This is a genomic window from Billgrantia sulfidoxydans, from assembly GCF_017868775.1.
In the GTDB taxonomy this organism is placed as follows: domain Bacteria; phylum Pseudomonadota; class Gammaproteobacteria; order Pseudomonadales; family Halomonadaceae; genus Halomonas; species Halomonas sulfidoxydans.
On sequence record NZ_CP053381.1, the window covers coordinates 2,587,232 to 2,605,107 of the forward strand.

Sequence of the window (17,876 nt, forward strand, 5' to 3'; positions counted from 1 at the left end):
GCGCTTGCTCTCACGGCTGACGATTCCCACGAGCGTCGACTCGCGCGCTCGACGGGTCAGGGGCGTGGCAGATGCTCATGGTTGACGATCACCTGCAGCCCCTGCAGGGTCGCGGCACGCTGCCGGCGATCCTGAAGGGAAAACTGAAAATAGAGTGGCGTATCCGCCGGCAGGCCCGCCAGGCCGTCGGTCTGTCCCCGTGGCCCCGGTAGACGCAGGCAGCTGCCCGGATGGCACAGCCAGGCATTCACCGCGCTGCCGACCGGCGGCTGGTAGTGCCAGCCGACCCGCCCCATCACTTGGCCACTGGCCAGCTCCGGCGAGGGCGGCAGCAAGGCAGCGGAAGCCATCGGACGGTCGGCAGTGGCCACCAGCAGCGAGGGGGCGGAGGCGACCCAGCTGCCGCTGGCCTGCGCGCCCCCCAGCCAGCCACCGAGCGCGATGGCCGCGAGCCAGTGACTCGCTCGAGGTATCATCGCGCCAATACCAGCAGTTCGATGTCGAAATAAGCCTCTGCCACATACTGCAGATTGGCCAATAGGCCCTGTCGCCCCACCCCGGGCGGATGCACGGCGAGCAGCCGCCGAGGCCCGCCCTGCTCGGCTATCTGCTTGAGCAGACGGTAGCCACGGCGAAATGCCTCGAGATCGTCATCCACCCACAGCGCCCAGTGCGACTGCTGGGTCGCCAGCACGGGCAGGTGTGGGCTGCTGATGGGCAGCGCCACGATGCGCCAGGCGCGGGGGTCACCCACCCATCGCCGCCCCTCGCGGGCCCAACTTTCCAGCAGCTCGGTCACCCTGGCAGTGTGCCGCTCGGCGGTCCCCGGCAGGCCCAGCACCATCAGCGTCACCCCCTGGACGCTGGCGGCCGGGCGTGACGGCGCGGTGGCGGCACGCCCGGGGGCTGGCTTGGCCGCCGCACGGGCCATGGCCGGCGGCGGTGTCGCGCCGCCGTCGCCCCTGGCCGCCAACTCGACCAGCATCTCGGCCACATGTGCCGGGCACTCCTGCGACTCACCGTTCGCCCACTGGCGCAGCCCTGCGGCCTGGTCCCATCCCATCTAGCCTGTCTCCCTTTCACCGAGACCCAGGTGGCGAATGGCATCGCGCACCAGGAAAAGTTGTACCAACGACTCGAGCAGCGCAACGTCACGGCGACGACGGCGCCCCCCGCCGAGCCCCAGCAGCTCCGCCCGCAGGTCCATCGCCGATTCGTCCTCGGCAAGGTCCAGGTGGGCGGCCACCGTCGCCAGGCCGCTGGCCATCAGCAGGCGCAGGTCGGCACGCAGTTCCCCGAGTTCGGCCGGGTCCAGCCGCTGCCAGGCGCGGCGGGTGAGCTGCGGCAGTACGTCGCCCTGCAGCAGCGCAAGCAACAGCGGCTCGGGCTCGCGCCCCAACCGCGCCGGCGCCAGCCAATAGCGCTTGCCAAGCACCTTGCCGCTCTCCTCGTCGCGAACCTCACCGAACCAGACCCGCGCTTCCAGCAGCTCCCGGTCGCGCCGATTGCCCTTGAACGCGACGTCGGCGGCCAGCGCGGCGAGGACGAGGCGGCCTGGCGCGCCGCGGAAGCGGCAGCGCACGTCACCCACGGCCTCGCCTACGCCATCCAGCGACACCAGGCTTCGCCGCTCACCGGCGTATACGACGCGCTGGCTGCCGCGTACCTGGCTGCACCAGCTCAAAGCCTGGCGTTCCAGCCACTCACCCGCCTCTGCATCGGGCAGGCCATTCAACAGATGCACACCGATTCCATGCCGAGCTCCCGCCGTCTCGAGGCGCGCCTGCTGGCCCGCCACCTGACGGTGCTGCAGCAGCGGCAGCGCCAGCCAGGTACCTTCGGGGCTGAGCGCCACGTCCGGCATCGACCAGCTCTCGCCCGGTACGCGACGACGTTCGCTCCACAGCATCCCCAACGCCTCGCCGGCACCAGGGTAATCCTGCAACAGCCGATCCAGACGCTGCTGCTGGACGGCGAACGGCAAGCCCAGCAGGTTCCACACCTCCTCGAGGCGTTCGAAGCCAGGCAGGCGCTGGCGCAGCAGCTGCAACACGGCGGCCAGGCGGCGCCCCTGCCCCAGCAGGCTGCCCGAGCTTCGCACGGCCGGTTCCGGGGCCAGACGCGTCACCGTGCCCGGCGTCGACGGGCAGTCGGCGAGTGCCTGGTCGATCAAGGCCTCCGGCTGGGCGAGTGCCATGTCTTCCGGTACCCGCTGGCCATGCGAGACGAACAGCAGGCGCAGACCATGACGCATGACGATGTCGAGCACGGGCGCCAGCCGCCCGGCCTCATCCTGCTTGGTGACGATGCAGTCACGCAGCTCGCCGCCGGCCGCCTGGGCCGCCTGCCGGTAGCGCACCACCACCTCCTCGAGGGTCTCGGGCTGGCTGGCGGCGTTGAGCAGCAGTACCAGGCGCACCGGCGAGTCGCCACCGTGCAGGTGGCTGACCTGCTCGATGACCCGATGGTCGCGCTGGCTCATGCCGACCGTGTCGATGATGATCCAGGACTTGCCCTTCATGCGCCCCAGCAGGTCCGATACCGGCTGATCGGCATTGAGCGCGTACATCGGCACGTCGAGCAGTCGTGAATAGATGCGCAGCTGCTCGTGCGCGCCGATCCGGAAGCTGTCGGTGGTCACCAGCGCCACCGGGCGGGTGCCGTGGCGCATGACGTAGCGCGCCGCCAGCTTGGCCGTGGTGGTGGTCTTGCCCACCCCGGTGGGTCCGATCAACGCCACGATGCCGGTACGGTCCATGAAGGCCGCTTCGTCGTCCAGGCCGCTCAGGCGCTGGGTCAACTGGCGCGCCAGCCATGCCAGGGCACGCTCCTCCAGGGTAGCGGCGGCCGACAGCTCCTCGGGCAGGGCCGAGACCACCTCGTCGGCCAGCACGCGGCTGAAACCGCTCGCCAGCATCGTCTGCACGAGCTGCTCGCCCAGCGTGGCGGTCGATGCCGGCTGGCCACGCTCACGCGTCAGCATGGCGCGCATGTCGCGCATCTCCTCGAGCAGCCTCGCGCTCATCGCCTCGAAGGCCTGGGCCGGGTCGGGGCCTGCCGGCGTGGCGGGCCCCGCTGCGGCCGGGGGTTGCGGTACTGCGGACGGTGGCACGCGCTTGCTGGCGCCGCCATCGTCCTGCGCCGCGGCCGACTCGGCCATTGCCAGGATCTCGACGCCCTGCTCGGTGTGTCGGTTGGCCAGGATCAGGGCTTCGTCGCCAAGGGCCGCGCGCACCTGGCGCATCGCCTCGCGACTGTTGACCCCCACGAAACGCATGACACTCATCGCTTATCGACCTCCCACCAGCGTCACGATACGCAGCGTCCGATCATCGGGTATTTCCGCCTGCGACATCACCACCAGGTGGCGCATGCGCCGGCGCAGGAAACGGGCCAGCAGCGGACGCAGGCTGTGCTGCACGACCAGCACCGGCGGTTCGCCGCTCGCCTCATGCCGCTCGACGGCCTGCTCGGTCTGGCTCATCAAGGTCTCGGCCAGCCCCGGCTCGAGCGCCCCGTTGCCATTCATCGCCTGCAACAGGACCTGTTCGAGCTGGGCCTCCAGGCCGATCACGTTCAGCGTATCGCGCCCGGGGAACCACTGCTGGGTGATTGCGCGCCCCAGCATGATCCGTACCAGCGCTGTCAGTTCGTTGGCATCCTGCTGCTGGGGCGCGTACTCCGCCAGGGTATCGAGGATGGTGCGCATGTCGCGAATGGAGACATCTTCGTCGAGCAGGTTCTGCAGGATGCGCTGCAGGACGGTCAGGCTGATCGCCTTGGGCACCACCTCCTCGACCAGCGACTTCTGCTCCTCGCCCAGCTTGTCGAGCAATTTCTGCACCTCCTGGCGCCCCAGCATCTCGGCCGCGTGGCGGTGCAGCAGGTGGTTGAGGTGCGTGGCAATCACGGTACCGGCGTCGACCACGGTATAGCCGTAGACCTGGGCGTGCTCGCGCTGCCCCCCGTCGATCCACACCGCCGGCAGGCCGAAGGCGGGGTCGGAGGTCGGCGTGCCCTGCAGCTGGCCGGTGACCTGGCCCGGATCGATGGCCAGCCACTGGCCCGGGAAGGCCTCGGCGCGCCCGATCTCGGCCCCCTTCAGGGTGATGACGTAGGTATTGGCGCCCAGCTCCAGATTGTCGCGAATGTGCACCACCGCGGGCAGGAAGCCGACCTCCTGGGCGAACTTCTTGCGCACGCTCTTGATGCGGCCCAGCAGCTCGCCATCTTGGCGCTGGTCGACCAGCGGGATCAGGCGATGTCCGACCTCGAGCCCCAGGGTGTCCACCAGCTGCACGTCCTCCCAACTGGCCTCGGGCGCCTCGGGCGCCGGCGGTGGCTCGGCGTGAAGCTCCTGCGCCACCAGGCGCTGCTCCTGCTGACGTGTCAGCATCCAGGCCAGGCCGGCCAGGAGGCCGGTGAACAGCAGGAACACCATGTTGGGCATGCCCGGCACCAGGCCCAGCAGGCCCATGACCAGCGCCGCCAGCACCATCACCTGGGGGTTGACGAACAGCTGGCCGATCATCTGCTGGCCGACGTCCTGCTCGGTGTTGACGCGGGACACGGTCACTCCGGCGGCAGTGGAAATGACCAGGGCGGGAATCTGTGCCACCAGGCCGTCACCGATGGTCATCAGGACGTAGGTGCGGGCGGCATCGCCGAAGCCCATGTCGTACTGGAGCATGCCGATCAGCAGGCCGCCGATGATGTTGACTACCATGATCACCAGGCCGGCCATGGCATCGCCACGCACGAACTTGCTGGCACCGTCCATGGAGCCGTAGAAATCGGCTTCCTGGGCGACCTCGGCGCGACGCGCGCGCGCGTCCTCCTCGCCAATGAGGCCGGCGTTGAGGTCGGCATCGATGGCCATCTGCTTGCCCGGCATGGCGTCGAGCATGAAGCGCGCGCCCACTTCGGCAATACGTCCCGCCCCCTTGGTGATGACCATGAAGTTGATGACGACCAGGATCAGGAAGACCACCAGGCCCACGGCGAAATTGCCGCCGATGAGGAACTCACCGAACGCTTCGATCACCTTGCCCGCCGCATCGCCGCCCTGGTGGCCTTCCATCAGGATGACCCGCGTCGAAGCGACGTTGAGCGACAGCCGCAGCAGGGTGGTGAACAGCAGCACCGCCGGGAAGGCGGCGAAGTCCAGCGGCTTCTGGGTGAACATGCTGACCAGCAGCACCATGACCGCCAGCGCGATGTTGAAGGTGAACAGCAGGTCGAGTGCGAACGGCGGCAGCGGCACGATCATCATGCCCAGGATCATGATGATCAGGATCGGACCGGCCAGCAGCTTCATGCGGACATCGCCCATCCAGTCGCGGCGCCCGATGATATGGCTGAGTGACTTCATCGACGCGCTCCGTCGGGTTCGGACGACCCCGGCTCAGCGTTGCCCTCGGCCGCATCGGCCGCGGGCACTGCCAGGCTCTCCGGGATGACCAGATTCTCGGGTGTAGGCGGCACCTCTCCCCCTTCTCGTGACACGTGCTTGAGACGGAAGGCCCAGGCCAGGACTTCCGCCACGGCGGTATACAGGTCCAGTGGAATCTCGCGTTCGAGATCGACGTGTTGGTACAGCGCACGCGCCAGTGGCGGTGCCTGCAGCAGGGGAACTCCGGCGGCCTCGCCGAGTTCACGGATGCGCGCCGCCACCATGTCGGCGCCCTTTGCCACCACACGGGGAGCCCCCATGCGCGCCTCGTCGTACTGCAACGCCACGGCATAGTGGGTCGGGTTGGTGATGATCACGTCGGCCTCCGGCACCTTGCTCATCATGCGATTTCGCGCCATCGCCTGCTGCTGGGAGCGAATTCGCGCCTTGACGTGCGGGTCACCCTCGGACTCCTTGTGCTCACGCTTGATCTCATCCTTCGACATGCGCAACTTCTTGGCATGGCTCCAGAGCTGGTAGGGCACGTCGATCAGGATCACCACCAGCAGCGTCAGCACCATCAGCCCGCAGGCTTCGGCGGCCATCAGCAGCGCCCGGGCCAGCGCCTGGGTCGTCGGCTGATCCATCAGCGACAGGTACTCCCCCAGATTGTAATAAAGGTACGCCGTGCCGACCCCGCCGATGAGCACCGACTTGGCCACCGCCTTGAACAGCTCGATCAGTGCCTGAGTGCCGAACATGCGCTTCAACCCCTTGAACGGGTTGAGCTTCGACATCTGGGGCTTGAGCGACTTGGCCGAGATCAGCCAACCGCCCAGCAGCGCCGGCGCCACCAGCGCCACCAGGGTGAGCAGCAGGAACAGCGGCAGCATGGTCCACAGTGTCCGGGATCCCAGGTCGAGCACGTTGCTCAGCATGGGGCCGGTCTCGAAGGCTTGGCGACGCTCGAACAGGAAGGCCTGCTCCATCACCAGCCCCAACTGGTCGTAGAGCAGCGCTCCCATCGACCACATGCCCACCACGCCGCCCAACAGCAGCATGAAGGTGGTCAGCTCACGGGATCGGGCAACCTGGCCTTCCTCACGCGCCTTCTCCAGGCGCCGTGGCGTGGCCTCTTCGGTTTTTTCCTGATCGCTGCTCTCGTCGGCCATGGCACCCGCACACTTTTCCGCACGGTGGCCATTGTGGCGTCAACGGCAGGCTGTCGATACGCCAAAAAGCGCCGATGATCGCAGTCTTATCGACCACGACCGTCGGCGCCTATGAAGATGGAGAGCTTGAAATAGGCGGCTTAAGGACTTCAACGCCTATTCATGTCTATGCGAACGCTGAGCAAATCGCCGAGCGAGATGAAGCGCAAGGCGCGCGGCGCACAGGAACCGGAGCATATGGGGTATATGTGAGGATTCCGACCGGGCTGGCGCTCCAGCACCGCGCAACGCAGCGATTCGCTCGCGCAGGCATTTGTGCACCCTAGAAGCCCAGTTGATCGAGCAGATCATCCACCTGATCCTGATTGGTGACGACATCGACTCCCGGCTTGATCTGCGGGCCGTTGAGCAGCCCCTCCTCCCGGCGCCGGGCTTCGTTCTCCCACTGGTCATTGGCCTTGCGCTGCATGTTCTCGCGGGCCACTTCCTCGGGCACGTTGTCGATCAATACCTGTACCAGCTGGTGCTCGATCTCGCGGATGACGTCCATCATCTTCTTGATCACCTGGCCGGTCAGGTCCTGGAAGTCCTGGGCCATCATGATCTCGAGCAACTCCTTCTGCGTGGCCTGGGTCTTGTCGGGCACATCGGCCAGGTAGCTGCGTGTCTGCTTGACCAGGTCACGCGCCTCGTCTAACTCCTTGGGCTCGGCGAACCATTCGGCCCAGCGCTTGTCCAGCGACTCGGCGCCACTGCTGATCGAATCCTGCAGCGGCTGGGCACGGTCGATGGCGTTGAGGGCACGCTCCGCGGCCTGCTCGGTCATGGTGGCCACGTAGCTCAGTCGATCCCGCGCGTCGGGAATCGCCTCGGCCGCCTTCTCGATCTCCTTGTCCAGGCCCAGTTCGCGCATGCTTTCCCGCAGCATGCGGGTCAGCTGTCCGATGCGCTGGACCAGCTCCTCGCCAGCGGCGCCGGGCGATTGCGCCTGGCCAGGCTGCTCGTTTGCGCTCATCTCGTTCTCTCCTCCGCAAGCGGGACTAACCTGCCGGCGTCACTTGCCCAGTTTTTCGAAAATCTTGTTGAGCTTCTCTTCCAGCGTGGCGGCGGTGAACGGCTTCACCACGTAGCCGCTGGCCCCGGCCTGGGCCGCCGCGATGATGTTCTCCTTCTTCGCCTCGGCGGTGACCATCAGCACCGGCAACTGCTTGAGCGAGTCGTCGGCACGGATCTGCTTGAGCATTTCCAGGCCGTCGAGGTTCGGCATGTTCCAGTCGGAGACCACGAACTCGAAGGCGCCCGAGCGCAGCTTGGTCAACGCCTCCTGGCCATCCTCGGCCTCCTCGACGTTGGTGTAACCCAGCTCCTTGAGCAGGCTCCGAACGATCCGGCGCATGGTCGGAAAATCGTCGACCACCAGAAAGCTCATGTTCTTGTCAGCCATCAGGATTCCTCTTTCTCTATCAGACGTTGATCGTCATCCGACGACATCGATTGCCGTCGCGGTTGCAATGAGCGTTCAGAATTCTTCCCAGTCCCCCTCGACCACGGGCTCGGCCTGGGACTTGCGCTTGGGCTTGGGATCGATCTCGCGGCCTGCCGGGCGCTCCCGGCGTTCCGGGTTGGCCAAGGCGGGGACAGCAGTGCGTTGCGTCAGCGAAGCTCCGCCGTTCACGCCCTCTTTCTCACTCGGCGGTTGGCCATGCGCGGAGTCGCGCTGCGCATCGCCAGCCAGGCGAAATATGGCAACGGCCTGCTCGAGACGGTTGGCCTGCTCCTCGAGCGAGGCCGCGGCGACCGTGGCCTGCTGCACCAGCGAGGCGTTCTGCTGGGTGACCTGATCCATCTGGCCCACCGCCTGGCTTACCTGCTCGATACCATCGCTCTGCTCCTGGGACGCTGCGGAGATCTCGTCCATGATATCGGTCACGCGGCGCACCGCCTTGACCACCTCGTCCATGGTTTCGCCGGCCTGTTCGGCCAGGGTCGAGCCCTCCTTGACCTGGGCCACCGACCCCTCGATCAACTCCTTGATCTCCTTCGCCGCCGTGGCACTTCGGCTGGCCAGGTTGCGCACCTCGCCGGCCACCACGGCGAAGCCGCGGCCCTGCTCGCCAGCACGGGCCGCCTCCACCGAGGCGTTCAGCGCCAGGATGTTGGTCTGGAAGGCGATGGAGTCGATCACGCTGGTGATGTCGCTGATCTTCTGTGAGCTCGCGGAGATCCCACCCATGGTCTTGACCACGCGATCGACCACTTCGCCGCCACGCTCGGCCGTGGTCGAGGCGTCCAGGGCCAGCCCGCTGGCCTGGCGCGCGTTGTCGGCATTCTGACGGACCGTGGCGGTGATCTCCTCCATGCTCGAGGCGGTCTCCTCCAGCGACGCCGCCTGCTGCTCGGTGCGCGACGACAGGTCGGCATTGCCGCTGGCGATCTCACGCGTGCCGACATGGATCGAGCCGCTGCTGCCACGCACCTGACCGACGATGCGGGTCAGGCTCTGTTGCATGTTGCGCATGGCATTGAACAGCTTGCCGATCTCATTGCGGCTGCCCTCGGGGATCCTGCCCGTCAGGTCGGCCTTGGCGATGGTCTGCAGGTGATTGACCGCGGAGTTGAGCGGGCGGATCACCGTGGCACGCAGCCCGACATACACCAGCACCAGCACCAGGGCGGCCAGCACCAGCGCGGCCAGCTTGATGGCAGCGAAGCGATCGGCCCGCGCACGGAAGTCGGCCGTCATTGCCTGTCCGGTGCTGAAGCCATAGTGAACGAACTCGGTCATGCTGCTGGCCAGGGCGGCACTGGGTTCGATGAGTTCTTCGCGCAGCCTGCCGAACTGCGGCGTATCGAGCTGGTCGAGCGCGGCGTGCTGATCCCGAACCAGGCCGAGCACCGTAGTGAAGTGCTGCTCGAGGCGCTGCGCCAGGTCACGGGAGCCATCGAACTTGGGCACTGCTGAGAAGCTGCTCAGGCGTGCCTCGGCCCGGTCGATCCGATCCGCGGCGACATCGAGCTGCTGATTGGCATCGGCCGTGCGGCCCAGCATGATCTGGTTGGAGGCGATCTCGAGGCTGACCCGCGCCACGTTGAGCAGCGCATCGGCGCGGTTGACTTCGTTGAGCTGCTGGGCGTTGATGCGGTCGAGATCCGTCATGACCCGCTCCGCCTGGCGCTCGGACAGGAACGAGAGCAGCGCCACCACGCCGATCAGTACGGCGAAGCTGGCCAGTGCAGCGATCACGGACACGTTGATACTGATATTGCGAATCAGGCGGCTCATTACCGGGCGGCTCCTTGCGTAGGCTGACGACTTTTTTGTCGTCTTGTTCTTTTCTTGTAAAGGCTCAAACCCGCTGCGCGCGGCCCGAGGCCGCCACCAGCGCCATCAGGCGCTCGGGAATGTCCTCGAGGCTGGCCACCTCGGCGGCTCCGCCCAAGGCAATCGCCTCGCGCGGCATGCCGAAGACCACGCAGCTCGCCTCGTCCTGGGCCAGAGTGGCAGACCCCGCCTGGCGCATCTCAAGCAGGCCCGCGGCTCCATCCTTGCCCATGCCGGTGAGGATCACACCGATGGCGTTGCGTCCTGCCTGGGTGGCAGCGGAATGAAACAGCACGTCCACCGAAGGGCGGTGGCGGTTGACCGGCGGACCGTCGTCGAGCCTGGCCACGTAGTTCGCCCCGCTGCGTGCCAGCTTGAGGTGGGCGTCGCCAGGGGCAATGTAGGCATGACCCGGCAGCACTCGCTCGCCGTCACTGGCCTCCTTCACCGTCACGTTGCACAGGCGGTTGAGCCGCTCGGCGAAAGAGCGGGTGAAGCCGCCGGGCATGTGCTGGGTGATGAGGATGGCCGGGCTGTTGGCGGGAAGCGGCTCGAGTACGGCACGGATCGCTTCCGTGCCCCCGGTAGAGGCACCGATGATGATCAGCTTCTCGCTCGATACCAGCGGCGCCTTCAAGGTGGCCCGCGGCGCCGTCTGGGCCTGGCGCGCCTGGCGCGGGCGCGACTTGGCCGCGGCGCGAATCTTCTCGGCGATGTCATTGGCGTACTCGAGCATGCCATTGCGGATGCCCAGCGACGGCTTGGCGACGAAGTCCAGTGCCCCCAGTTCCAGTGCACGCAGGGTGATTTCCGAGCCGGCCTGGGTCAGCGACGACACCATCAGCACCGGCATCGGCCGCAGGCGCATCAGGCGCTCGAGGAAGTCGAGCCCGTCCATGCGCGGCATCTCGACGTCGAGCGTCAGGACGTCGGGGTTGTGGCGCTTAATCAGGTCGCGCGCCACCAGAGGATCGGGCGCCACGGCGACCACTTCCATGTCCGGCTGCGAGTTGATGATCTCGCTGAGAAGGTCGCGAATCAGCGCCGAGTCATCGACGCACAGCACCTTGATCCTGTTCGATCCCAAGACAAGTCTCCTGTTCATGGGTGAGTCATGGCGACCCATGGCATGCCAATATGAGATTCATCGGCACGGGCGGCGATAACTTTAGCCTCACGGCGTCTCGCTACCTGCCTGCGCCAGCCATCTCCGCCAGGGTGTAGACGGTCTGCCCACGCAGGCGAAACACCTTGCTGATATACGAAAAATTCTCCGAGTGGCCGGCAAACAGCAGGCCATCGTCCTTGAGCAGCGGCGCAAAGCGCTCGAGGATTCGAGCCTGGGTCTGCTTGTCGAAATAGATCATGACGTTGCGGCAGAAAATGGCATCGAAGGGCCCCTTGACCGGCCACTGCGGCGCCAGCAGGTTCATCGACAGGAACTCCACCATCGAGGAGACCTCGGGGCGCACCCTGGCGAGTCCCTCGTGCTGCCCCCGGCCCTTCTGGAAGAAGCGCTTTACCCGGCTCTCATCGATCTTGCGCACCTGCTCGACGGGATAGACGCCGGCCCGCGCACGCGTCAACGCCTCGGTATCGATATCGGTGGCCACGACACGCGCCTCCGTCGCCCGCGCGCCCAGGCTCTCGTGCAGGGTCATGGCGATCGAGTACGGCTCCTCTCCGGTCGAAGCGGCGGCGCTCCAGATGCGCACGGGCCCGCTGGCCTTGCGCACGTGCTCGGCCAGCAGCGGGAAGTGATGCATCTCACGAAAGAACGCCGTGAGGTTGGTGGTCAACGCATTGGTGAACGCCTCCCACTCCCTCGCATCGGGCTGGCGCGCCAGCTTTTCCAGATAGTCGCTGAAGCGGGTCAGGCCATGGTGGCGCAGGCGCTTGGCGAGTCGGCTGTAGACCATCTCGCGCTTGTGCTCCGCCAGCACGATACCCGCCCGCTGGTAGATCAACTGGCGAATCCGAGAAAAGTCTTCGTCGGTGAGGACCAGGTCACGCTCGAGGTGACCCAGCCCGGACCATTGCCCCGGTTCCACTCCGGGGCCCTGTGACATCGTCAAAATGTTTCCCACTCTTCATCGGCTGTTGCCTTGCTGGTCTTGCCAGGCGTCCGCGGCACGGGAAGCGGATCATGCCCCAAGGCGGGGGTGGCAGAACGTGGGCGCTCGGCTGAGGTCTCGGAGAATCTCTCCTGGCCGTGGGCGACGACCTGCTCGAGCCCGGCACCCCGCAGCCGAAAGACACGAATCGCCCGGTCGAGCAGCTCCGCCTGGCGCTGCAGGTCGCTTGCCGCCCGCGCGCTCTGCTGCACCCGCTCGGCGTTCTGCTGGGTCACCTGGTCCATCTCGGTGATGGCCTGGTTGATCTGGCCGATGCCGCTGCTCTGCTCCTCCGACGCCGCGGTGATCTCGCCCATGATGTCGTTGACCCGCTGCGAGGCCGCCACCACCTCGGCCATCGCGCTCTCGGCGCGCTGCACCTGGCTGGCCCCCTCGTGGATCTCGCTGGCGGAACCGTCGATCAAGCTACGGATCTCCTTGGCCGCCTCCGCGCTGCGCCCGGCCAGGTTGCGCACCTCGCCGGCCACCACCGCGAAGCCGCGCCCCTGCTCGCCCGCCCGCGCCGCCTCCACCGAGGCGTTCAGCGCCAGGATGTTGGTCTGGAAGGCGATCGAGTCGATCACGTTGATGATGTCCTTCATCTTCTCGGCGCCGGCGGTGATGCGCGCCATGGTCTGCACCACCCCATGCATCAGCTCGCCGGTGTCGCGTACGCGGCTGGCGTTGTCCAGCGCCAGCCCGCTGGCCTGGCGCGCGTTGTCGGTGTTCTGCTGCACCGTGGTGGTCATCTCCTCCATGCTGGAGGCGGTCTCCTGCAGCGAGGCGGCCTGCTGCTCGGTACGCGCCGAGAGATCCTCGTTGCCGCGCGCGATGGAACGCGACGCCGGCGTCACCACGTCGATGCCCTGCTGTACGCTGCGGGTCGTGCTGTAGAGGCTCTTGCGCATGGTGTTGAGCGCACCGAGCAGCACCCCGATCTCGTCACGAGTACGATCGGGCGAGCGCACCGCCAGGTTGCCCGAGGCGATCTGCAGGGTGAAGTCGACGGCGCGGTGTACCGGCCGGGTGATCGCCCGCAGGGTCCAGAAGCCCAGCAGGATCAGGAACAGGATGCCCACCGACAGCGCCGCCAGCTGACCCGTGAGCATCAGGGCCTGACCGCGCTCGGCTTCTTCCGCCAGCTGGTTGGCATAGCCGAGCTTGCCCTCGATCAGCACGTTGATGCTCTGGCTGATGCTCTCGACCTCCGGGCGCAGCACATCGTTGTAGGCCTCGTAGGCGGCAAAGCCGCTGCCGTCGATCAGCGCCTGCAGCGTGGGGCGGATGCCCTCATCGACGGCGACGCCGAGCTGGGCGTCGAGGGTCGCGATTTCCTCGTTCGTGGGGTCCTCGCCCTCCAGGAAGCTGTCCCAGGAGGCACCGACTCGCTCGACGACGACTTCGGATTCGTCTGCCAGCGCCTGGATCTGCTCCAGACGCAGCGCCCTGGGGTTGCGCACCGGGCGCTCCAGGTCGGTCATCAACTGGCTCAGCAGCTGGTCGACTCGTTGCAGATCGGCGATGTCCTGCACGCCATTGCCATTGATGTAGGCTACACGGTCTCCCGATACCTTGAGGCCATACAGCCCCACCGCCCCGCTGAGCAGCAGCAGCAGTACCGGCACCAGGGTCAGGGTGACCAGCTTGGCCCGCAGGGTATGCACGTTGAGCCGTGCAAACGCACCCAGCACCCCGCGCCGTACCAGCTGCCCCCGCCGGAATGCCAGCTTGGCGCGCCCTTCACGCAGCCGGGCATAGGCGCGAGCCACCGCCTCGGCGGCCGCCGGCTCGACCGCCGTGCGCACCGAGGTGTAGCCTTGGCACTTGCCGTCCTCCAGGATCGGCGTGACCGTCGCCTGCACCCAGTAGTGGTCACCGTCCTTGCGGCGGTTCTTGATCACCCCTTGCCAGGTCTCGCCCTTCTTGATGGTCTTCCACATGTCCGCGAAGGCCTCGGGCGGCATGTCGGGATGACGAATCAGGTTGTGCGGCGCCCCGATCACCTCCTCGTGGGCGTAACCACTGACCTCGACGAACGCGGAGTTGGCGTAGGTGATTCGCCCCTCCAGGTCCGTGCGGGTGATGAGCAGATGCTCCTCGCCCAGCTTGAATTCCCGCTGCGTTACCGGCTGATTGTCGCGCATCGTTATTATCCTTTGCCGCCTCGTGTAAGTGAGTCCCCTGCCACGCTACTAGAACGTCTCCCACTCCTCTTCGGGCGCCTGGTCGTGCGCCTTGGCCGGTGCCCGCTTGGCAGGAAGCGGGTCGTGCTGCGCGGCTGACGTGGCCGCCGGCGTGCTGGCGGCGCCGGCCGGCCGGCCGGCGGACTCCTTCGCGTCAGGCACCGTCTCGGGGCCAGCCCCCTGCAGGCGATAGACGCGAATGGCCTGGGCCAGCTGCTCCGCCTGGCGCTGCAGGTCGCTTGCCGCCCGCGCGCTCTGCTGCACCCGCTCGGCGTTCTGCTGGGTCACCTGGTCCATCTCGGTGATGGCCTGGTTGATCTGGCCGATGCCGCTGCTCTGCTCCTCCGACGCCGCGGTGATCTCACCCATGATGTCGTTGACCCGCTGCGAGGCCGCCACCACCTCGGCCATCGCGCTCTCGGCGCGCTGCACCTGGCTGGCCCCCTCGTGGATCTCGCTGGCGGAACCGTCGATCAAGCTACGGATCTCCTTGGCCGCCTCCGCGCTGCGCCCGGCCAGGTTGCGCACCTCGCCGGCCACCACCGCGAAACCGCGCCCCTGCTCGCCCGCCCGCGCCGCCTCCACCGAGGCGTTCAGCGCCAGGATGTTGGTCTGGAAGGCGATCGAGTCGATCACGTTGATGATGTCCTTCATCTTCTCGGCGCCGGCGGTGATGCGCGCCATGGTCTGCACCACCCCATGCATCAGCTCGCCGGTGTCGCGTACGCGGCTGGCGTTGTCCAGCGCCAGCCCGCTGGCCTGGCGCGCGTTGTCGGTGTTCTGCTGCACCGTGGTGGTCATCTCCTCCATGCTGGAGGCGGTCTCCTGCAGCGAGGCGGCCTGCTGCTCGGTACGCGCCGAGAGATCCTCGTTGCCGCGCGCGATGGAACGCGACGCCGGCGTCACCACGTCGATACCCTGCTGCACGCTCGCGGTTGTGCTGTAGAGGCTCTTGCGCATGGTATCGAGCGAGCCCAGCAGCGCACCGATCTCGTCGCGGGTCTGCTTCGGCATCGCCACCGCCAGGTTGCCCGAGGCGATCTGCAGGGTGAAATCAGCCGCGCGGCGCACCGGCCGGGTAATCGCCCGCATGATCCAAACGCTGATGATGATCAGCAACACGAAGCCGAGTGCCATGAAGCCCAGTTGGCCCACCAGCATCTGCTGCTGCCCCTGCTCAGCGTCCTCGGCCATGCCCAGGGCGGCGATGCGCTGCTGGTCGATCAATTGGTTGATCTGTACCGTCAAGGCTTCCGCACTTTCACGCAGCGGAGCCGTCTGGTTGTTCAGCGCCATCATGGCATCGAAGGCCTCCTCGCCGCCCAGCGCGTCGGCCATGGATGCCAAGCCTTCATCTAGGAAGCTCGTCAGCGAGGCGTCGAACTCCATCGCCATCGGCGTACGGTTGACGTCACGATCCAGGTACTCGTCCCACAGCTCCGAAAGCTGCCCGGCGATGCGAGAGAGTTCCTCGGCGCGCTGGTGCCGCTCGCCCAGGATATCCATGCGCTGTTCGGCGCTGAGCCCCTGCGGCCCCTCGTTGACGAGTTGACCGAGCTGCTGAAGTCGAATCACGTCCTGCAAGCCGTCACGGTTCAGTTCCGCCAGGCGCTCCCCCGACGCCTGCAAGCCGAAAAGCCCGACCCCGCCGCTGATCGCGAGCAGCAGCAGCGCCGAGAGCGTGAGCATGGAGAGGCGGGCGCGAATGGAGTGCAGGTTGATGCGTGCCAGCCAGCCCAGCGGGCCGCGCCGCACCACCAGCCCCTGGCGCAGGGCATAGGCGGAGCGCCCCTCGCGCAGGCCCGCGTAGATGCGCTCGGCCGCTTCGATCGCGCCGGGTTCGGCCACCGTGCGCACCGAGGTGTACCCCAGGCACTGCCCGTCCTCGATGATCGGCGTGACCGTCGCCCGCACCCAGTAGTGGTCGCCGTTCTTGCGCCGGTTCTTGACCAGCCCCTGCCAGGTCTCGCCCTTCTTGATGGTCTTCCACAGGTCCGCGAAGGCCTCTGGCGGCATGTCGGGATGGCGAATCAGGTTGTGCGGCGAGCCGATCAGCTCCTCTCTGCGATAACCGCTTACTTCGACGAAGGTGTCGTTGGCGTAAGTGATCTGGCCCTTGAGGTTGGTGCGGCTGATCAGCAGCTGCCGATCGTCCAACTTGTACTCCCGCTGTGTCACCGGCTGATTGTTGCGCATTGTAGTTTCCTTGCCGATTCGGCTCGATCAGGGCGGAACGGCTGGCATGACGCCGCCCCTGCGTTGTCTGGCACTGCGACTCCGGCGGGTCCTAGAACGAGGCCCACTCTTCTTCTTTCGGCTCTTCGTGCCGGCCCTTCGTGACGTTCTGGCTGCGCTTGGCGGGCAGCGGATCCTGCAGCGCAAGCGGGGCGGCCCGACCGGCTTGCCGGCCCGCCTTCGATGGTGTCTCGCCCTGCTGTCCCGCCAGGCGGAAACGCAGGACGGCCTCGCGCAGGCGAGCGGCTTCGGCCTCGAGCTGGGTCGCCGCCGTGGCGGCCTGCTGCACCAGCGTCGCGTTCTGCTGGGTCACCTGGTCCATCTGGGTCACGGCCTGGTTGACCTGGCCGATACCGTTGCTCTGCTCCAGGGAGGCCGAGGCGATCTCGTCCATGATGTCGCTGACCCGCTGGACGGCCGCGACGATCTCTCCCATGGTCCGACCGGCCTGGTCCACCCGTGCGGTACCGACATCCACCCGCTCCAGCGAGGTGTTGATCAGCGCGCGGATCTCGCCCGCTGCCGAGGCGCTGCGTCCGGCCAGGCTGCGTACCTCCTGGGCCACCACGGCAAAGCCACGACCGTGCTCGCCGGCACGGGCCGCCTCGACCGAGGCATTCAACGCCAGGATGTTGGTCTGAAAGGCAATCGAGTCGATGACGCCGATGATGTCGGACATCTTGTGCGAACTTTCGCTGATGTCGTGCATGGTCGCGACGACCTCGCCGACCACCTCGCCGCCCTGGGCCGCGGTGCGCGATGCCTCGGCGGCAAGCTGGCTTGCCTGGCGCGCATTGTCCGCGTTCTGCTCCACGGTGGAGGCCAGTTCCTCCATGCTGGAGGCGGTCTCGGCCAGCGAGGCGGCCTGCTGCTCGGTACGCGACGACAGCTCGCCGTTACCCTCAGCGATCTCCTGGGCCCCCAGGTAGATGCTCTCGCTGCTGCTGCGCACCGTGCCGACGGTGCCCGAAAGGCCATCCTGCATGTGTCGCAGCGAGGTGAACAGGCGTCCGATCTCGTTGCTGCCGCGGTTCTCCACCGGCTGGGAGAGGTCGCCCTGGGCCAAGCCCTCGAAATAACCGACCAGACGGGCGAGCGGTCGTAGCACATTGACGCTGATGCCCCACACCACGATGCCCATCACCACGACCGATCCCAGCAACACGGCGACGATCGCCAGGCGGATCAGACCGGTCGTAGCGGCAAACGAGGCCTGATGCGCCGCACCCGACTCTCCCGCGTGCGGCGCCATGGCGGCGACGGCGGCGCTGCCCTGTTGCAGAGCATAGAGACCCAGGACGCTCAGCACGACGAGCATCGCGCCGAAGAACAGCAACACCAGGAACCAGCTGGCCCGGACTGTCAGGTTGTCGAGTAACTTCACGTCATCCCCTTATGAGCGGCATGCGGAAAGACCGCCTTTCATACGGACATCGGCAAGGGCGAGGCGAACTTGAG

The 17,876-nt window shown here is 67.0% G+C and carries 13 protein-coding genes; all 13 read right to left on the reverse strand.

Features of this window, described 5'->3' with window-relative positions; all coding sequences use genetic code 11:
• Positions 1 to 56: 56 nt before the first annotated feature.
• The gene (locus HNO51_RS11955; protein WP_209537522.1) at positions 57 to 476 is read right to left on the reverse strand and encodes a flagellar protein FlhE; all 420 of its coding nucleotides are present in this window, start codon (positions 474 to 476) and stop codon (positions 57 to 59) included.
• Positions 473 to 1,063 carry a hypothetical protein gene (locus HNO51_RS11960; protein ID WP_242597110.1) on the reverse strand — a complete coding sequence of 197 codons (591 nt, stop codon included), beginning with the start codon at positions 1,061 to 1,063 and terminating at the stop codon, positions 473 to 475. The genes HNO51_RS11955 and HNO51_RS11960 overlap by 4 nt, the downstream gene beginning before the upstream one ends.
• Positions 1,064 to 3,286, reverse strand: a complete 2,223-nt coding sequence (gene flhF, locus HNO51_RS11965; protein ID WP_242597111.1) for a flagellar biosynthesis GTPase FlhF — start codon at positions 3,284 to 3,286, stop codon at positions 1,064 to 1,066.
• A gap of 3 nt (positions 3,287 to 3,289) precedes the next feature.
• A complete protein-coding gene (flhA, locus tag HNO51_RS11970; protein WP_197447571.1) occupies positions 3,290 to 5,371 on the reverse strand; it encodes a flagellar biosynthesis protein FlhA in 2,082 nt (693 codons plus the stop codon).
• Positions 5,368 to 6,564: a flagellar biosynthesis protein FlhB gene (gene flhB, locus HNO51_RS11975; protein WP_209537523.1), complete on the reverse strand. Its 1,197-nt coding sequence runs from the start codon at positions 6,562 to 6,564 to the stop codon at positions 5,368 to 5,370. Before flhB ends, flhA begins: the two co-directional genes overlap by 4 nt.
• Before the next feature lie 322 nt (positions 6,565 to 6,886).
• Positions 6,887 to 7,579 (reverse strand): protein phosphatase CheZ, encoded by a 693-nt coding sequence (gene cheZ / locus HNO51_RS11980; RefSeq protein WP_197447573.1) that lies wholly within the window; start codon positions 7,577 to 7,579, stop codon positions 6,887 to 6,889.
• Positions 7,580 to 7,618: 39 nt separating this feature from the next.
• A complete protein-coding gene (cheY, locus tag HNO51_RS11985) occupies positions 7,619 to 8,008 on the reverse strand; it encodes a chemotaxis response regulator CheY (RefSeq protein WP_197447574.1) in 390 nt (129 codons plus the stop codon).
• Positions 8,009 to 8,083: 75 nt separating this feature from the next.
• Positions 8,084 to 9,847: a methyl-accepting chemotaxis protein gene (locus HNO51_RS11990; protein WP_209537524.1), complete on the reverse strand. Its 1,764-nt coding sequence runs from the start codon at positions 9,845 to 9,847 to the stop codon at positions 8,084 to 8,086.
• A 64-nt stretch (positions 9,848 to 9,911) separates the two neighbouring features.
• The gene (locus HNO51_RS11995) at positions 9,912 to 10,973 is read right to left on the reverse strand and encodes a protein-glutamate methylesterase/protein-glutamine glutaminase (RefSeq protein ID WP_242597112.1); all 1,062 of its coding nucleotides are present in this window, start codon (positions 10,971 to 10,973) and stop codon (positions 9,912 to 9,914) included.
• Positions 10,974 to 11,073: 100 nt separating this feature from the next.
• Positions 11,074 to 11,955: a CheR family methyltransferase gene (locus HNO51_RS12000; RefSeq protein WP_209537525.1), complete on the reverse strand. Its 882-nt coding sequence runs from the start codon at positions 11,953 to 11,955 to the stop codon at positions 11,074 to 11,076.
• Between the two features lie 2 nt (positions 11,956 to 11,957).
• Positions 11,958 to 14,144 (reverse strand): methyl-accepting chemotaxis protein, encoded by a 2,187-nt coding sequence (locus tag HNO51_RS12005; RefSeq protein WP_209537526.1) that lies wholly within the window; start codon positions 14,142 to 14,144, stop codon positions 11,958 to 11,960.
• A 48-nt stretch (positions 14,145 to 14,192) separates the two neighbouring features.
• A complete protein-coding gene (locus HNO51_RS12010; protein WP_209537527.1) occupies positions 14,193 to 16,379 on the reverse strand; it encodes a PAS domain-containing methyl-accepting chemotaxis protein in 2,187 nt (728 codons plus the stop codon).
• 91 nt (positions 16,380 to 16,470) lie between these two features.
• Complete coding sequence (locus tag HNO51_RS12015) at positions 16,471 to 17,802, reverse strand: methyl-accepting chemotaxis protein (RefSeq protein ID WP_197447580.1); 1,332 nt, start codon at positions 17,800 to 17,802, stop codon at positions 16,471 to 16,473.
• Positions 17,803 to 17,876: the final 74 nt, after the last annotated feature.